The organism is Janthinobacterium sp. 344, assembly GCF_900112025.1.
Taxonomy (GTDB): domain Bacteria; phylum Pseudomonadota; class Gammaproteobacteria; order Burkholderiales; family Burkholderiaceae_D; genus Janthinobacterium.
The window spans coordinates 791898-808179 of record NZ_FOKL01000001.1; the positions used below are offsets into that span (position 1 = coordinate 791898).

The 16282-nt window shown below is 65.9% G+C and carries 13 protein-coding genes; 4 read left to right on the forward strand and 9 right to left on the reverse strand.

The window, feature by feature from the left end; all coding sequences use genetic code 11:
• Positions 1–43: 43 nt before the first annotated feature.
• From BM193_RS03595 to BM193_RS03625, 7 genes are all read right to left on the reverse strand, one after another.
• On the reverse strand, positions 44–1720 hold the full coding sequence (locus BM193_RS03595; RefSeq protein WP_092795437.1) for a RecQ family ATP-dependent DNA helicase: 1677 nt from the start codon (positions 1718–1720) through the stop codon (positions 44–46).
• A 127-nt stretch (positions 1721–1847) separates the two neighbouring features.
• Entirely contained in the window at positions 1848–2246 is a 399-nt protein-coding gene (locus BM193_RS03600; protein ID WP_092795439.1) for an MAPEG family protein, read from the reverse strand.
• A 51-nt stretch (positions 2247–2297) separates the two neighbouring features.
• Positions 2298–5681: a hybrid sensor histidine kinase/response regulator gene (locus BM193_RS03605; RefSeq protein ID WP_092795441.1), complete on the reverse strand. Its 3384-nt coding sequence runs from the start codon at positions 5679–5681 to the stop codon at positions 2298–2300.
• A gap of 10 nt (positions 5682–5691) precedes the next feature.
• Positions 5692–6819, reverse strand: coding sequence for a hybrid sensor histidine kinase/response regulator (locus tag BM193_RS03610; protein ID WP_092797011.1), 1128 nt, complete (start codon positions 6817–6819; stop codon positions 5692–5694).
• A 106-nt stretch (positions 6820–6925) separates the two neighbouring features.
• Positions 6926–7567, reverse strand: coding sequence for a chemotaxis protein CheB (locus BM193_RS03615; RefSeq protein WP_092795443.1), 642 nt, complete (start codon positions 7565–7567; stop codon positions 6926–6928).
• A gap of 4 nt (positions 7568–7571) precedes the next feature.
• The gene (locus BM193_RS03620) at positions 7572–8396 is read right to left on the reverse strand and encodes a CheR family methyltransferase (protein ID WP_175533136.1); all 825 of its coding nucleotides are present in this window, start codon (positions 8394–8396) and stop codon (positions 7572–7574) included.
• A 139-nt stretch (positions 8397–8535) separates the two neighbouring features.
• Entirely contained in the window at positions 8536–9522 is a 987-nt protein-coding gene (locus BM193_RS03625) for an aldo/keto reductase (protein WP_092795445.1), read from the reverse strand.
• A gap of 90 nt (positions 9523–9612) precedes the next feature.
• Between BM193_RS03625 and BM193_RS03630 the strand changes: the two genes are divergently transcribed.
• Both BM193_RS03630 and BM193_RS03635 read left to right on the forward strand, forming a co-directional pair.
• The gene (locus tag BM193_RS03630; RefSeq protein WP_254785819.1) at positions 9613–10503 is read left to right on the forward strand and encodes a LysR family transcriptional regulator; all 891 of its coding nucleotides are present in this window, start codon (positions 9613–9615) and stop codon (positions 10501–10503) included.
• Between the two features lie 75 nt (positions 10504–10578).
• Positions 10579–11088, forward strand: coding sequence for a GAF domain-containing protein (locus BM193_RS03635; RefSeq protein ID WP_092797018.1), 510 nt, complete (start codon positions 10579–10581; stop codon positions 11086–11088).
• Between the two features lie 3 nt (positions 11089–11091).
• Here the strand turns inward: BM193_RS03635 and BM193_RS03640 are convergent, their stop codons facing one another.
• Entirely contained in the window at positions 11092–11679 is a 588-nt protein-coding gene (locus BM193_RS03640; protein WP_092795447.1) for an O-methyltransferase, read from the reverse strand.
• Positions 11680–11714: 35 nt separating this feature from the next.
• A complete protein-coding gene (locus tag BM193_RS03645) occupies positions 11715–12605 on the reverse strand; it encodes a DMT family transporter (protein WP_092795449.1) in 891 nt (296 codons plus the stop codon).
• Between the two features lie 107 nt (positions 12606–12712).
• Between BM193_RS03645 and BM193_RS03650 the strand changes: the two genes are divergently transcribed.
• Together BM193_RS03650 and BM193_RS03655 are read left to right on the forward strand one after the other, a co-directional pair.
• A complete protein-coding gene (locus BM193_RS03650) occupies positions 12713–13492 on the forward strand; it encodes an AraC family transcriptional regulator (protein ID WP_092795450.1) in 780 nt (259 codons plus the stop codon).
• An 82-nt stretch (positions 13493–13574) separates the two neighbouring features.
• Complete coding sequence (locus BM193_RS03655) at positions 13575–16043, forward strand: tetratricopeptide repeat protein (protein WP_092795452.1); 2469 nt, start codon at positions 13575–13577, stop codon at positions 16041–16043.
• Positions 16044–16282 lie beyond the last annotated feature (239 nt).

The following is a 16282-nucleotide window of genomic DNA, read 5'->3' on the forward strand; positions in this document are numbered from 1 at the left end:
CGCTGTTGCGCCAAATCACTGTTCGAAAGCGCACACTGGGGCCTCACGCGGGGGCGACGAACTCCGCCATGAAGGTGCGCGTGGTGTTTTCTGGAAAGGCAATCGTCACCTGGTCGCCCGCCACGGACAGCACGGTGCCGATCTGGTAACGGGGCACGCGCACGCGGCTGCCGACGGTAATCAGGGGCACGGGCGGCGCGGCGGACAGCTCGGGCAAGACGATATCGTCGAGCGCCATGGGCTGGGCCAGCGCCGGCGGCGACAGGCAATTGTCACAGGTGCAACAGCGCTCGAAATCGCCGGCATCGCCAAAATAATCGAGCAGCAGCTTCCAGCGGCACAGGCCGCTTTGCGCATACGCCACCATTTGTTCCAGCGCCTGCTTGTCGCGCTCCTGCTTGTCGACATAGATCTGCGCCAGCTGCGCGTAGGTGGGCGTCTTCGCGGACGGCGCTTTCAGGCTGTAGCCCAGCTTGCGGTCCTGGCGTAGCAGCTTGCCGTCTTTCAATAATTTCAGGCAGACTTTCAAGTGGCCTTCGGAAAACTCGGGCAAGGCCGCCTGCAAGGCGTCCGCGCGGAAGGTGGCCGGCAATTCCTGCGCCGCAGCGACGATGGCGGCCAGCTCTTCGGCCGTGGGATAGTGCTTGGCGAGAAAGAATTGCTGCACCCGCTTGTCTTCCTGGAAGTACAGCAAGGTGCAGTCGGCAGGCAAGCCATCGCGCCCCGCCCGCCCCGATTCCTGGTAGTAGGCTTCCAGGTTGGCCGGCACCTGCACATGGATGACGAAGCGCGTATCGGGCTTGTCGATGCCCATGCCAAACGCATTCGTGGCCACCATGATGCGGCGCTCGCCGCCCATGAACAGATCCTGGTGCTGCTGGCGCTCGCGCGCCGCCAGCTTGCCGTGATAGCAAGTGACGCTTTCACCCAGTTCTTCCAGGCGGGCCGTCAAGTCTTCGACGGCTTTCACCGTGGCCGCATAGACGATGCCCACGCCCGGCGTCTCGCGCAGCAGCCGCAGGACTTCGTCCTGTTTTTCGCCGGCATTGGTCACCTGGATCACGCGGTAGCGCAGATTGGCGCGGTAGATGCCTGTACTGACGACGTGCAGCCGGGTCGCATCGAGCTGCGCGCGGATATCGGCCGTCACTTCCTCGGTGGCCGTGGCCGTCAGCGCCAGCACGGGCGGACGCCCCAGCGCGCGCAGGGCGGCGGCGATTTCCAGGTAGGCGGGACGGAAGTCATGCCCCCACTGCGAGATGCAATGGGCTTCGTCGATGACGGCCAGCACGGGCGGCGCCGGGGACAGCAGCGCCAGGAACTCCGGCATCGCCAGCCGTTCCGGCGTGCAAAAGATAATGAGCTTTCCGCCGCGCGCGATCGTGGCCAGGGCATCGTCCTCCTCGGCGCGCGTGAGGCTGCTATTGAGCTGCACCGCCGTGATGCCCAGCGCATGCAGCTTTTCCAGCTGGTCCTTCATCAGTGAAATCAGCGGCGACACCACGAGGGTGGCGCCGGGCAGGAGCGACGCGGGCAACTGGTAGCATAGCGACTTGCCGCTGCCCGTGGGCATGATGGCCAGCGTATCGCGCCCCGCCAGCACGCTGTCGATGACTTCCTGCTGGCCCGCGCGCAGCCGCTGCATGCCAAATACCGAGCGCAGCAGGCGCTGGATCGCGCGCCGGGGTGCGCGGCCCGGATCTGTCAGGGGGTCTTTCATTGCCGTAGCGGGAGCAGCCATCGTGGTCGGGTCCGTAAAATGCCGGCGCCAGCCGCCAGCTTGCCGCCACTTTACGGCCGCGCCCGGCGCGCCGCCATAGGACGGGCGCTCCATCCCGCGTAGGAATTCAGGAAGCGAAGAGGATGGCCCAGAACAGCATCAGCAGGCCGGCGATCGACACGCACCAGACCAGCGTGCGCACGACGGGCACGCCAAACGCATACAGGGGCAGGTACAGCACGCGCGCGGCCAGGTACAGGGCGGCGCCGTACAGGGTCAGCGCGCTCTCCTGCACCGTCACGTGGGCGATCAGCACGGCGGTGGCGAACAGGGGCAGGGTTTCAAACAGGTTGGCCTGGGCGCGCTGCAAGCGGCCCGTGATCTTGCCCACGGGCGGGCCATCGCCATCGCGCGCGCTCACGTTATACGCCGTGCCCGTTTCGCGCGTGCGCAACATCGCCGGCAGCAGGATTTGCACCAGCGCCAGCACCAGGGTACAGCCCAGCATCGTCAGTTCAGGAGTCATCAGTTCGCCTTTGGAGGGGACAGCCCGGCCGGGAGGCGCGTGCCGTCAAGGTCAGGATTGGTCGAGTGCCGCTTGCAGCTCCATCAAGTCATACGGCTTGCGCAGGACGCTGGCGGAAAAGCCCAGCTCATCCATCGATTCCTTGCCATAGCCGGTGGAAAAGATGATGCGCATATCGGGTTTGTCGCGCAACACCATGCGCGCCAGCGCGATGCCGGACATGCCCGGCAAGCTCACGTCCGTAAACAGGATATCGAAATCTTGCTCGCTTAGCAATTGCCACGCGGACTCGCCATCGGACACGCCGCTCACCGTATGCCCAAGCATGCCCACCAGCTCGCACACCATCAGCTGCGAATCGAGGTTGTCTTCCACCACGAGGATCTTCATGGATGTCGGCATGTCCCCCTGCGGCTCTGGCGCATGGCCTGTCAGGTCCAGCCCCGGCGTGCCGACCCGCAGCGCACTGGCCGACAGGCTGCCGGCCACCGGTGCGCCGGACCGTTCGAACTGGCGCGCGCGCAATTGCTGCTGGCGATTGGCCAGCACATGGCGCAGCTTGCGTGCCAGCTCTTCGCGCCGGTACGGTTTGCTGAGCAATTCCACTCCCGCGTCGAGGCGCCCCTCGTGCACGATGACGTCCTGCGCATAGCCGGACGTAAACAGCACGGCGATATCGGGCTGCAGCTCGCGCGCCTGGCGCGCCATCTCCGTGCTGCTGACAGGACCGGGCATGATCACGTCCGTAAACAGCAAGTCGATCTGCGCGCCGCTGTGCAGCACGGCCAGCGCGCTTTCGCCATCTTCCGCTTTCAGCACCGTGTAGCCGAGCGCGCCCAGCATGTCGACCACGGTGGTGCGCACGCCCACATCGTCTTCCACCACCAGCACGGTTTCCGTGCCGCCCGTGACGACGCCGCTCAATTCCACTTCCTCGTCCGCTTCGGCCATCAGGGAGCGGGGCAAATAGATTTTGACTCCCGTGCCCACGCCAGGTTCACTGTAAATGCGGATGTGGCCGCGGCTTTGCGTGACAAAACCGTATGCCATCGACAGGCCCAGGCCCGTGCCCGCGCCTTCCGGCTTGGTGGTGAAGAACGGCTCGAACGCGCGCTGCAGCACGGGGCCGCTCATGCCGTGGCCCGTATCGGTCACGGACAGCATCACATACTGGCCGGCCGGCACGTCGACCAGGTTGTGCACATACTGTTCATCGAGCACGACATTGCCCAGCTCGATGGTCAGCTTGCCCACGCCATCCATGGCGTCGCGCGCATTGATGGCCAGGTTGAGGATGACGTTTTCAATCTGGCTGCGGTCGACCAGGGTATTCCACAAGCCGCCGCCACCGACGTGCACGATATCGATGGCTTCGCCCAGGGCGCGCCGCAACAGCGCATCCATATTACGCACCACGCGCGCCAGGTCCGCCACCACGGGCTTCAACGGTTGGCGCCGGGCAAAGGCCAGCAGATGCGATGACAGCTTGGCGCCGCGCTCGACGGCGGCAATCGCCGTATCGAGGCGCTGGCGCATCTGGCCGTCCGTGCCCGTCAGGTGCTGCAGCAAATGCAAATTGCCGGAAATAATCTGCAGCACATTATTAAAATCGTGCGCGATACCGCCCGTCAACTGCCCCACGGCTTCCATCTTTTGCGCCTGGCGCAAGGCGTCCTCCGCCTTGGTGCGCTCGCTCACTTCCTGTTCGACCCGGTGTTCCAGCGTTTCGTTCAATTCATGCAGCGCCTTTTCCACGCGGCGCCGGTCCGTGATATCCGTCTTGACGGCGATCAGGGAACGCGTGTGCCCCTGCTCATCGACCAGGCGGCTGACGCTGCTCGACACCCACACTTGCGTGCCGTCGGGCTTCAGGTAGCGTTTTTCCAGCGAGAATGACTCGCCCGTTTGCACCAGGCGCTGGAACAGCATATTGTTGCCCGGCACATCATCGGGATGCATGATGTCATTCATGTTTAGGCTCAGCAATTCCTCGGCGGAACGCCCCAGCATGCGGCACAGGGCGCCGTTGACGCGCTGGAAGCGGCCATCGAGGCCCAGCTCCGACAAGCCCACGGAGGCCTGGCCGAAGATGGCCGCCATGCGCTCCTGGCTGGCCGTCAATTCCTCCTCGATCTGGCGCCGCTCCGTGACGTCGAACGACACGCCCACGTAGCGGCGCTGGCCCGGCACGCGGCCAGGCACCACTTCGCCCTGGCGCGCGATCCAGCGCACTTCGCCATCGATGGGACGGCGCACGCGGTACTCGACATATTCGAGCGGATTCTGCGCCAGCTCAAGCTTGCTGGGCCCCACCTTGCGCAAGTCGCGTTCATCGACCAGGCCGACCAGCAATTGCTGCGTGACCTCCGCGTCGTCGGCGATGCCCCACTGGCGGCGGAACGTGGGCGAGACTACCATCGCGCCCGTCTCCGGGAACCATTCGAAGGTGCCGATGCCGCCCGCCTGCTGCGCCAGGCGCAGGCGCTCCTCGCCTTCCATGCGCTCCGTGACGTCGATGCCTTCGACGAGGATGCCCGTGACCACCCCATCGTCATCCTTGATCGGCTGGTAGACGAAATCGACGTGGCGCTGGCCCGTGTGCCCTTGCGCCGTCTGCAGCGCCACCTTCACCTGGCGTCCCTCGAAAGGCACGCCCGTGCGGTAGACCTGGTCGAGCAGGTCGATGAAGCCTTGCGCCTTGACTTCCGGCAAGGCCACCTCCACCGGCTTGCCCAGCAGGTCGCGGCAGCCCACCAGGCGCAAATAATGTTCATTCGCCAGTTCGAACACATGCCGCGGCCCGCGCAGCATGGCCATGAAGCTGGGCGCTTGCTGGAACAGGGCGCGCAGCAGGGCGCGCTCTTCGGCCAGGCGGCGGTTGGCGGCGCGCACGGCCTCCCCTTCCGCCTGCAAGCTGTTGTTGAGTTCACCCAGTTCGGCCGTCGCCAGCTTCAGCTGGCGGCCCTCTTCCATGCGCGCCGTCAATTCCAGTGCCGTGCACAGCACGCCATCGACCTGGCCGCCCTCGCCATGCACGGGCGTATAGAACAGGTCGAAGCAGACGTCCGTCGCTTGTCCATCACGCAGCAGCGGCAGACAGCTCTCGCGGTGCACCTGCCTCTCGCCGCGCATGCCCGCTTCCAGGATGCGCGCGTTCCAGTCCCAGATCTCGGGCCAGATGGCCGGCACCGTGCCGCCCAGCGCCACCGGATGGCGCGCGCCGGCGATCTTGATGTAGTCGTCGTTATAAATCATCACGTGCTGCGGGCCCCACATCAGCACCATGGCCATCGGCGAATTGAGCACGATGTCGACGCTGGCGCGCAAATTGGCGGGCCAGCTCTCGGGCGCGCCGAGACTGGTGGCGGCCCAGTCGTGCCGGCGCACCAGTTCCCCCATGATGCCGCCGCCGCGCGGCCAGGTCGGCATGCTCATGTGGCCGCCCTCATTTCGCCACCGCATCGGCTTGCACGCACACCTGGCACTGGCGCGGAATGCGCACCGTCGCCACCGTGCCCTGCGTTTGCGTCGAGCTGAGCTCGACCGTGCCACCGTGCGCCTTGACGAACATGTTGACGGTGTACAAGCCCAGCCCCAGGCCCTGGCCCGTCTTGCGCTTGTCGCCCGCCTGCTGGAACGGTTCGAACAGGGTGGGCAGCAAGGCGGACGGGATCACGCCACGATTGACGATGCGCAGTTCGATGCTGTCGGCCGCGCGGCCATCGAGCGCCAGCTGCACCGGCGCGCCCGGTTCGCCATGCGTGATGGCATTGTTCAGCAGGTTCGAGATGACTTGCGACAGCAGGCCCGCATCGCATAGCCCGTGCAGTTCGCCAATGCTGCTGACCTCGATCGGCGTGGCCTGGCCCGGCGTGTCGAATTCATCGACGATGGCGCGCGCCAGCGCCAGGTAGTCCTGCATGCTGCTGCGCAATTCCATGGTGCCCGAGCGGATGCGGGCCAGGTCCAGCAACTGGTCGACCATGCGCGCCATGCGCTTGGCGCTGCTTTCGATGCGCTGCGCCGTGACCACCACTTTCGGATGGTCGCTCATCATCGGCAGCAGCATGGCGCCATTCATCACCACCGACAGCGGCGTGCGCAAGTCGTGGCCCAGCACGGCCGTAAACAATTCGTTGAGGTGCAGCGCATGCTTGAGTTCATCGAGCTGGGCCGACAGTTCGCGTTTCTGCTGGTACAGCTGGACCAGCACCGCCACCTTGCTCTGCAAGGCTTTCACGTCGATGGGCTTGTAGAGGAAATCGACGGCGCCCGCCTCGTAGCCACGGAAGCTGTAGCTGGGCTCGCGCGAGGCGGCCGTGAGGAAAATCAATGGAATGCTGCGCGTGCGTTCGCTGCCGCGTATCAGCTCGGCCAGCTCAAACCCGTCCATCTGCGGCATTTGCACGTCGATCAGGGCCAACGCCACCTCATGCGTCAGCAGCAGTTCCAGCGCTTCGGCGCCCGAGGCGGCCTTGAGGATGACAATCCCGGGCCGCGCCAGCACGGCTTCGGCGGCGGTCAGGTTTTGCGCGATGTCGTCAACGACGAGAATATGAATAGGTGCGGTCACGGAGTAGTCTTCTGGCATTGCAACGGCAGAATGCCATCGTATTTCTGTATAGAAATTATTATTGTTTCAGTCTTTGCGTATATTACACGCACTGTCATGTCTGCATTCACTTGCTCTGCCCGTCACCGAGCAAGGCCAGGCTGGCCGCCATCTGCGCCAGGTCCAGCACGCGGTCGGCGCCGGCCCGTTGCAGGGCGGCGGCCGGCATGATGCCACAACGGGCGCCCGCCGGCTCCTGCACCCAGGCGCCGCCGCCCAGTTGCCGCACGCGCGCCAGGCCCGCCGCGCCATCGGCCGATGCGCCCGTCAGGATGATGGCCAGCATGGCGCGCCGGTAAGCCAGGGCCGCCGTTTCCAGCAGCACGTCGATCGACGGCCGCGAAAAATACACGGGTTCTTCCTGCGACAGGGAAAAACAGCCATCGGGCTCGATTTGCAGATGGTAGTCGGGCGGCGCGAAGTACACGGTGCCGGCGTGCAGCGGTTCCTTGTCGCGCGCTTCGCGCAACGGCAGCTGGCAACGCTCGGCATACAGCTGTGGCAACTGGCTGGAGCGGCCGGGCGCCAGGTGCAGCACCACCACCACGGCCGCGCGGCAGCTGGCGGGCAAGGCGCGCAACAGGATGCCCAGCGCTTCCACGCCGCCGGCCGAGGCGCCGATGGCGATCAGGCGCAGGCCGGCAGGCGGCGGCGCCACCTCGCTGGTCGGCAGCGCGGACAGGACATCGGACGAGGGACCGGGCGTCATGGGATCAGGCACGCTGGTAGATTTTTTCAGCCGGGCACAGCTCGCGGAAGTCGGACGCGTAGCGGCTGAAGTGCAGGCTTTCCTTCATGCCCAGGCCCAGGAACCCCCGGTTCACCAGCGCCTCGTGGAACAGGCCCAGGGCGCGGTCCTGCAAGTCTTTGTTGAAATAAATCATGACGTTACGGCAGGACACCATGTGCACCTCCGAAAATACGCTATCGGTCGCCAGGCTGTGGTCGGCGAAAACAAACTGGCGCCGCAGGCGCCGGTCGAAGATGGCGCCCTTGTAGGCGGCCGTGTAATAGTCGGACAGCGAACGCTTGCCGCCCGCCAGTTGGTAGTTTTCGCTGAACTGGGCGATGCGCTCGATCGAATAGATGCCTGCCTCGGCGGCGGCCAGCGCTTCGACATTGATATCGGTCGCGTAAATCATGCTGCGCTCCAGCAAGCCTTCCTCTTCCAGCAGGATGGCCAGCGACCAGACCTCTTCCCCGCTGCTGCAGCCCGCCACCCAGATCTTGATCGAGGGATAGGTATGCAGGATGGGCACGACTTTTTCGCGCAAGGCGCGGAAATACGCGGGATCGCGGAACATCTCGCTCACCTGCACCGTAAAAAACTGCAGCATCTGGGCGAACACGGTGGGTTCGTGCAAGATGCGGTCCTGCAATTGCGACAGGCTGGCGCAGCCGAAGCGCTCCATGGCCTGGCGCATGCGCCGGCGCAGGGACGCCACCGAATAATCGCGGAAATCATGCTGATACCTCAGCAAGATTCCTTCAAGCAATAATTTCAGTTCTATCTCGAAAATATCATCATCTAACAACATCCACCTCTTTCATCCTGGGGCATCCACGCCGCGTGCACTGGTCCGCGCACGCGGCCATGAAATGCTAGCAGATCACGCAGAATTATCCTCCAGGAAAAAAAGCCCTAGCGTTCGCCAGCGAACACTCAGCCCATCTTTTTCACGCATCCACGCCCTTCATGCCCTCTGGCGTGTAGCGCTCGCCTGCCGCCATGCCCAACGGAAAGGCAGCGGCGATGGCCGCCAGCTCGGCCCCGTCCAGGCGCACCTGCAGCGCGCCCAGGTTGTCGTGCAGATAGGCGATGCGCTTGGTGCCGGGAATCGGGATGATGTCGTCGCCCTGCGCCAGCAGCCAGGCCAGCGCCAGCTGCGCCGGCGTGCAGCCCTTGTCATGCGCCATCTGCCGCACCAGGCCGACGATGGCCAGGTTATGCGCCAGGTTGTCGCCCGCGAAGCGGGGATTGAACTGGCGGAAATCCCCCTCTTCCAGGCTGGCGGCATCGGCGATGGCACCCGTCAAAAATCCCCGGCCCAGCGGGCTGTAGGCGAAGAAACTGGCGCCCACTGCGCGGCAGGCGGCCAGCACGCTCTGCTCCGGCTCGCGCGTCCACAGCGAATATTCGCTCTGCACGGCCGCCACCGGGTGGATGGCCGCCGCGCGCCGCAAGGTGGCGGCGCTCACTTCGCACAGGCCCACGGCGCGAATCTTGCCTTCCTGTACCAGCTGCGCCAGCGCGCCCATCGATTCTTCCAGTGGCGTCTCCAGGTTCAGGCGGTGCAGGTAGAACAGGTCGATGCTCTCCACGCCCAGGCGCGCCAGCGACGCCTCGCACGCCTGGCGGATGTAGGCGGGGGCATTGTCTACGCGGCGCGCATAGCTGCCCGCCTCGCGCGCCAGGCCGCACTTGGTGGCGACCAGGGCCTGGCCGCGATGCTGCTGTAAAAAGCGCCCCAGCAATTGCTCGTTGTGGCCAAAGCCGTAGGCGTCGGCCGTGTCGAACAGGGTCACGCCAGCCGCCAGCGCCGCTTCCAGGGTGGCCAGCGATTGCGCCTCGTCCGTGGCGCCATAGAATTCCGACATGCCCATGCAGCCCAGGCCCAGTGCCGAACTGCTCAAACCGCTGTTGCCGATGCGTCGTTGTTGCATGCTGTTCTCCTTCAAGGTGGATATCGATGCGGCCAGTCTAGGCCGCGCCGTCCGCCCGGGCAATGAGCGATTTCGTGATACCTTTCCGGTATGAGAGCCCTCGATACCCATGCCCTGACCCTGTTTTGCGCCGTCGCCCGCTGCCTGAATTTCCGCCAGGCGGCGGAACAATTGCACATGACCCAGCCGCCCCTGTCGCGCGCCATCAAGACGCTGGAAGACAAGCTGGGTACGCGATTGTTCGAGCGCGACACGCAAGGCGTGGCCCTGACGCCAGCGGGGCGCACCCTGTTGCCGCAAGCCTTGCACATCCTCGACTTGCTGGCGACGGCGCAAGCGTCGCTGCAGGCGGACAGCGCGCCGGCACGCCTGCGCCTGGGGCTGACCAGCTCGGTGGAAGCGGGCCTGTTCCGGCCGCTGCTGGCGGCGCTGGAGCGGCAATTGCCCGCCATGCGCCTGGAACTGACGTCCGCGCCATCGCCGCGCCTGGTGGCCGCCGTGCGCAAAGGCCAGCTCGACGCGGCCGTGATCGCCTTGCCCAGCGCCACGTTCGAGCTGGCCGTGCAGCCGCTGGCGCGCCAGCCCATGATGCTGGCCCTGCCCGCCGGGCACCGGCTGGCGAGAAAGCGCAAGCTCGGCCTGGCCGATATCGCGCTGGAACCCCTCTACTGGTTCGAACGGGCGCGCCAGCCCGCCTTCTTTGACCATTGCCAGCACGTGTTCCGCCGCCATGGCTTCGCGCCAGCTTTCCTGCGCGAACCGCTGGACCACCATGTGCTGCTCAGCGACGTGGCGGCCGGCAAGGGCATGGCCCTGCTGGCCGACTCGTTCCGCGCGCTGCGCCTCGATGGCGTGGCGTACCGGCAACTGCTGGAAGGCGAGGAATTGGCGGCCGGCATCGGCCTGGCCTGGCGCCACGAGCACGGGCATGCGGCCCTGCCCCTGCTGCGCCGGCTGGCGCAGGAAGCACTGCACCGCTGAAGATGCAAGCGACGGCGCACGCGCGCGCCAGACGCGCTACCATAGCGCCTTCCCATTTTTTTGAGCGCCACCATCATGACGTTTACCATCAGCGACGCCGCCTACGCCACCGACACGCCCGAAGCCAAGCAGACCATGTATGCGGACCTGCGTTCGCAGCTGCAAGGCTTGCTCTCGGGCGAAAGCGATTTCATCGCCAACACGGCCAATTTCAGTTCGCTGGTGTTCAACACCATGCCGGGCTTGAACTGGGCGGGCTTTTATTTCCTGAAAGGCGATGAGCTGGTCCTGGGACCATTCCAGGGCAAGCCCGCCTGCATCCGCATCAAGAAGGGCCGCGGCGTGTGCGGCACCACCGTGGTCGAAGGCAAGTCCATCGTCGTGCAGGATGTGCACGCCTTTCCTGGCCACATCGCCTGCGACGTCAATTCGCGCTCGGAACTGGTGGTGCCCGTGTTTGCCAACGGCCAGATCATCGGCGTGTTCGACCTCGACAGCCCATTGATCGGCCGCTTCGACGAGGTCGACGCGCAAGGCGTGGAATCGCTGGTGCGCGTGCTGGAAGCGGCTATCGTCGCCGAATAAGCCTTAGTTACCGGACTTGACGGCGATGAATTCGCCCTTGCCGACCGTCGCCAGGCACGTCGTGTAGCGGCTGTCGGCGCCGATGGCGTCAAGGAAGCCCGCCATGTCCGCGTAATGCGAGCTTGCGTTGTCGACCACCAGCACGCCGCCGGCGGCCAGCACGCGGTCCAGCTGCGGCCACCATTGTTGGTATTGCTGGCGCGCCGAATCGAGGAAGATGAAATCGTAGGCGCCGTCCGCCGCATCGCGCAGCACCTCGCCCGCGTCGGCCAGCAGCTGGCCGATCACGCCTTGCAATTGCGCGCGCACAAAGTTGGCATGCGCCATGTCGAACTTGTCCTGCGCCACTTCCACCGTCACCACACTGCCGCCCAGCGCCTGCGCCGCGCGCGCCAGCCACAGGGTCGAATAGCCGTTCGAGGTGCCGATTTCCAGCACGCGCCGCGCGCCGCGCGCGTGCACCAGCACGGCCAGCAGCTCGCCCGTGTCGCGCGTGATGTTGAGCATGCGGCTGGCCCGCTGCGTGTGCGCCGCGTCATTGGCGTTGCCGAACGCTTCCAGTTCCTTCAACAGGGTATCGATACTGTGCATGGCGCCTCCTTGTGGAAAGCGCCAGCATAGCAAAATTACGTCGCTGCGCGCCGCAAGGGACGCTTCAGGTACTGCACCATGATCACGCCCAGCAGGGTCACGCCGCCGCCGATCACATCGTAGCCGTGCAGGGTTTCGCCGAGAAACAGCATGGCGATGATGACGGTAAACACCGGCAACAGATTCATCAATGTCGTCGCGCGGCTGGGGCCCAGCTTGGCCAGGCCGTGCATCCACAGGAACGGCGCGAGGATGGAAGCGGGGATGCCGGCAAACAGCACCAGCGGCAAGCCGGCGCCCGTGACGGGCGGCGCGGACTGGCTCAGGTAATACACGAACAGCACGGGCACGGCGCACCACACCTGGATCAGCAGCGAATGCCAGTTATTCAGGGGAATCTTCCAGCGCTTGAGCAGCACGCCATAGCCCGCATACGACAGGCAGGCCAGCAGCATCAGGGCGTCGCCGACGGCCGCGCCATGGGCGAGCAGCGCGGCCGGGTCGCCATGGCTGAGCAGATATGCCAGGCCCAGCAGCGACACCAGGCCGCCGAACACGCCGCCCACGGTGGGCGCCTCGCCGAGCAGCAGCACGGACAGGCCCACGGCCAGCAGGGGCATCATCGAGGCCAGGATGCCCATGTTGGTGGCCGTCGTCGTCTGCGCGGCGATGTAGGCCAGGCACTGGTACATGACCATGCCCAGCATGCCCAGCACAAACAGCTTGCCCAGATACGGCTTCACCACGGCCCGCTGCTTCCACACGGGCCGGGCAAACACGAGCGCCAGCAGCACGCCGGCCAGCAGCCAGCGGTAGAACGAGATGGCGGCCGGGTCGATGACGCCCACGGCCAGCTTGCTGACGATGGTGTTGATGGCCCAGATCAGCACGGCGATCACGGGTAACAGATAGTGCTTGGCTTGCATGCGGCGTACTCCCTTATTCAATACCGCCATTTTCGCATGGTCCGATTCCATGGATATAATGCTTAACGGACAAACGATGCGAAGAACCGGACAAAACAGGAGACACGATGGCCAGCAACCAGCATTTCCCCGCCGTATCCGACACCCTGCCCTATCCCGTGTATTTCCGTCTCGACGATTATCACGCGCACCAGCAGTTCGATTACCAGAGCCATCCGTGGGGCCAGCTCACGTATTGCTCCACGGGCGTGATGGAAATCATGGTGGCGGGCCAGCGCTATCTGTCGCCGCCCCAGTACGCCGTGTGGATACCGCCCGACACCTTGCATGACGGCTACATCCGCCAGGATGTCGTGTTTCACTCGGCGTATATTGACGCCAGCCTGTGCGCGCAGCTGCCGGCGCAGCCGTGCGCGCTGGTCCTGAGTCCCTTGCTGAAAGCCATCCTCGGCGACTTCGCCGAACGGGGCGTCACCACGCCCGCCACCGAGGCCGACCAGCGCTTGGCGCAAGTGCTGGTCGACCAGCTGCGGCTGGCGCCGTGCAGCCGCAACTATCTGCCGGGCAGCGACGAGCCCGTCATCGCGGCCCTGCTGGCCGCCCTGCAGGCGGAGCCGGGCAGTAACCGCTCACTGGCCGACTGGGCCGCGCAACTGCATGTTACCGAGCGCACCCTGGCGCGCCGCTGCCAGCGCGAACTGGGCATGCCATTTGGCGAATGGCGCCAGCGCCAGCGCTTCCTGGCCGCCCTGCCCCTGCTGGAACAGGGAGAAACCGTGCAGGCCATCGCACTGGAACTGGGCTACAGCACGGCGTCCGCCTTCATCGCCATGTTCCGCCGGCAAGGCGGCGGCACGCCGGACCAGTTCCGCCGCGGCATGCGCTGAAAAAGCGGCCCAGGGGTAGCCGCCTTGTCATATGGGGATGCTAAAATTCAAACATCTTTCCAGAGAGCAAAAGGACGCGCGCATGAATTCCAGCACTGAAACGGCCCATGACACCCCAGGCAGCGAGGATGCGCCGCCGGTGACAGAGACGGCCGCGACGGCGCCCATCAGGCTCGACAAGGAAAAGACGGACGGCAGCCCCCCCACCGTGCTGGGCAAGCTGCGCACCCTGGTGCAGGACAAGACGCGCTTCGAGCCGCACGACATCACGCCTCTGGCCGAGGAAGATGTCTTGCAGGATTTTTCCTTGCAAGCCAACTACGCGCTGGAAGCGCGCTTCGAGCAGCGCGTCATCAACGGCTACTTCACCCCGTCGGGCAGCGACTGCCGCTGCGGCGCGCATGAAGTGGGAGCGCTCGCTCACGCGCAGGAAAAGGAGCGCCTGCGCCGCGCAGCGGCCAAGCTGGACAACGCCTTGCGCCAGCCGGGCCAGGCCTACAATGGCGTCGCGGCGGGCCTCTACCTGCCGCATGCCGTCAAGCACTGGCACCTGGACACCTGCAACAACTGCCATGGCAAGGGCCGCATCGGCTGCCATACCTGCCACGGCGCGACGACGGAAACGTGCTGGAGCTGCCACGGTGGGCGCACCGTCAGCTGCGACGCCTACGGCTGCTACGGCAGCGGCAAGGTGTCGTGCTCGTATTGCAGCGGCAGCGGCACGGTGGCCGAGCAAGTCACCGATTACGTGACGGTGCAAGTGCCCACTACCACCTACAGCAACGGCAGCTCGCACACCAGCTACCACAGCGAGACGCGGCCCCAGTACCGCACCGAACACCGCAATTGCTACCATTGCAGCTTCGGCAAGGTCACGTGCAACAGCTGCCACGGCTCCGGCAACATCAATTGCGGCACCTGCCGCGCCAGCGGCAAGGTGACGTGCCGCACCTGCGGCGGCGTCGGCGATCTGCTCTGCAACCCCTGCGACGGTTCCGGCAAGGTGGGCAAGGCGGCGTGGGTCGACGTGCACGTGGCGCCCGGCTACAGCGTCAGCCTGCCCAAGCAGGCGCCCGACGACGCGCGCCGCATCCGCGACAAGGAGAGCGTGCACGCACTGGCCGCCATAGCCAGCAGCCTGGGCCTGGCGAAAGTGAGCATTTACAATGAAGACCAGCCCCAGGAAGTCGACGCCCTGTATGCCGGCAAGCTGCGCATCGTGCGCCTGGACGCGGCCTGCAACGCTAAAAAGCACCACCTGGTGGCGTATGGCACCGACCTGCGCTGGCTGACCCTCGACGACATCGTGGAAAAGCTGCTGCGCGGCGACCTCAAGGCGCTCAGCGACGCGCTGGCGGGCAGCGCCGACGACGGCCTGTTCTCGGCCCACGTGCAAGGCTTGCTGGCGCCGCTGCGCGACGTGGCCGCCTCGGAACTGAATGCGGACGTGATCGAGTCCGTCCTCAGCGGCGACGCGGCCCACGCGCACGTCGACGTCGTCTCCGCCGAGTATGCGCAAAATGTGCGCACCTGCGTGCTGGGCGCGCTGCGCCAGGTCTACACGCGGCTGGCCAAGCAGTTCTGGTGGAAAAGCGCGCTGGCCGCGCTGGCCGCCGCCATCGCCACCTGGTTCTTCGCCGGACGCGGCATGGCGGCCGTCGCCGGCTTGCTCGTCACGGGCGCCGGCTACTGGCTGTTCAACCGCAAGGTGAAAGCCGTGCTGAGCGAGGCGCTCGGTGGCGAACAGCAGGCGCTGCGCGCCATGCAGATCGCCGGCAAGGGCCGCCGCAACCAGCTGGCGCAGGTGCTGATCCTCGCTCCCGCCAGCCTGGCCGTGCTGGCCGCCAGCTATGGCTTGCCCACGCGCGTGCGCCCGCCCGCGCCGCCGGTGCAGGCGGCCTTGGCGTCGGCGCCCGTCGCGCCGCATGCGGCGGCCGTGCCCGCGCCCGACGCCAGCACGCCGAAAGCCGTCAAGCTGTATGAGAACGGCGACAAGGTGCAGGCGCTGGCCATGCTGGAAAGCCTGGTCGGCAAGGGCGACGCCAGCGCATACGGCCTGTATGGCTGGATGCAGCTGATGGGCGAAGGCCAGCCCGGTCCTGTCACGGCGCCGACGGCGCAGCAGCGCGAAGCGCGCCAGCTGGCCGCCAAGCCCCTGGTCGGCAAGGGCCTGGTGAAGGGCGACAGCTATGCGCTGGCGGCGAAGGGCGTGATGCTGGCCGAGGGCTGGCAGGAACCGCGCAACATGGCGCGCGGCCTCGACCTGCTGAAGCAGGCGGCCGGCAAGGGCAATGCGCAAGCCATGCATCTGCTGGGCCTGTACAACGTGCGCGGCTACCAAATCCCCGTCAACCACAAGGAAGCGCGCAAGTGGTTCACCCTGGCCGCCGACAAGGGCAGCGCCGGCGACATCTACAACCTGGGCCTGATGGACTGGGAAGGCGCGGGATTGAAGCGCCCGGACCGCGCCAGCGCCATGCAGCGCTGGAAGATCGCCGCCGCCATGGGCGAGGAGCGCGCCATCAAGGCGCTGGCGCAAGGCAAACCTTAAGGAGCACCTGAGAAAAAGCCCATGGCGTTGTTGCGTTGCCTGGCCGTACGTTCGTACTGCCTGCGGCAACGCGCCTAGCCCTGGGCATTTTTCAGGCGCTCCAGCAGAGCGGCGGCAAAAAGACCTGAGAAAAGCCCATGGCGTTGTTGCGTTGCCTGGCCGTACGTTCGTACTGCCTGCGGCAACGCGCCTAGCCCTGGGCATTTTTCAGGCGCTCCAGCAGAGCGGCGGCAAAAGAC

Coding starts and splice junctions, on each gene's coding strand:
- BM193_RS03600 (WP_092795439.1), bottom strand. CDS start 2,246: ATGACTCCTGAACTGACGATGCTGGGCTGTACCCTGGTGCTGGCGCTG.
- BM193_RS03645 (WP_092795449.1), bottom strand. CDS start 12,605: ATGCAAGCCAAGCACTATCTGTTACCCGTGATCGCCGTGCTGATCTGG.
- BM193_RS03650 (WP_092795450.1), top strand. CDS start 12,713: ATGGCCAGCAACCAGCATTTCCCCGCCGTATCCGACACCCTGCCCTAT.
- BM193_RS03625 (WP_092795445.1), bottom strand. CDS start 9,522: ATGCAACAACGACGCATCGGCAACAGCGGTTTGAGCAGTTCGGCACTG.
- BM193_RS03640 (WP_092795447.1), bottom strand. CDS start 11,679: ATGCACAGTATCGATACCCTGTTGAAGGAACTGGAAGCGTTCGGCAAC.
- BM193_RS03630 (WP_254785819.1), top strand. CDS start 9,613: ATGAGAGCCCTCGATACCCATGCCCTGACCCTGTTTTGCGCCGTCGCC.
- BM193_RS03605 (WP_092795441.1), bottom strand. CDS start 5,681: ATGAGCATGCCGACCTGGCCGCGCGGCGGCGGCATCATGGGGGAACTG.
- BM193_RS03615 (WP_092795443.1), bottom strand. CDS start 7,567: ATGACGCCCGGTCCCTCGTCCGATGTCCTGTCCGCGCTGCCGACCAGC.
- BM193_RS03595 (WP_092795437.1), bottom strand. CDS start 1,720: ATGAAAGACCCCCTGACAGATCCGGGCCGCGCACCCCGGCGCGCGATC.
- BM193_RS03655 (WP_092795452.1), top strand. CDS start 13,575: ATGAATTCCAGCACTGAAACGGCCCATGACACCCCAGGCAGCGAGGAT.
- BM193_RS03620 (WP_175533136.1), bottom strand. CDS start 8,396: ATGTTGTTAGATGATGATATTTTCGAGATAGAACTGAAATTATTGCTT.
- BM193_RS03635 (WP_092797018.1), top strand. CDS start 10,579: ATGACGTTTACCATCAGCGACGCCGCCTACGCCACCGACACGCCCGAA.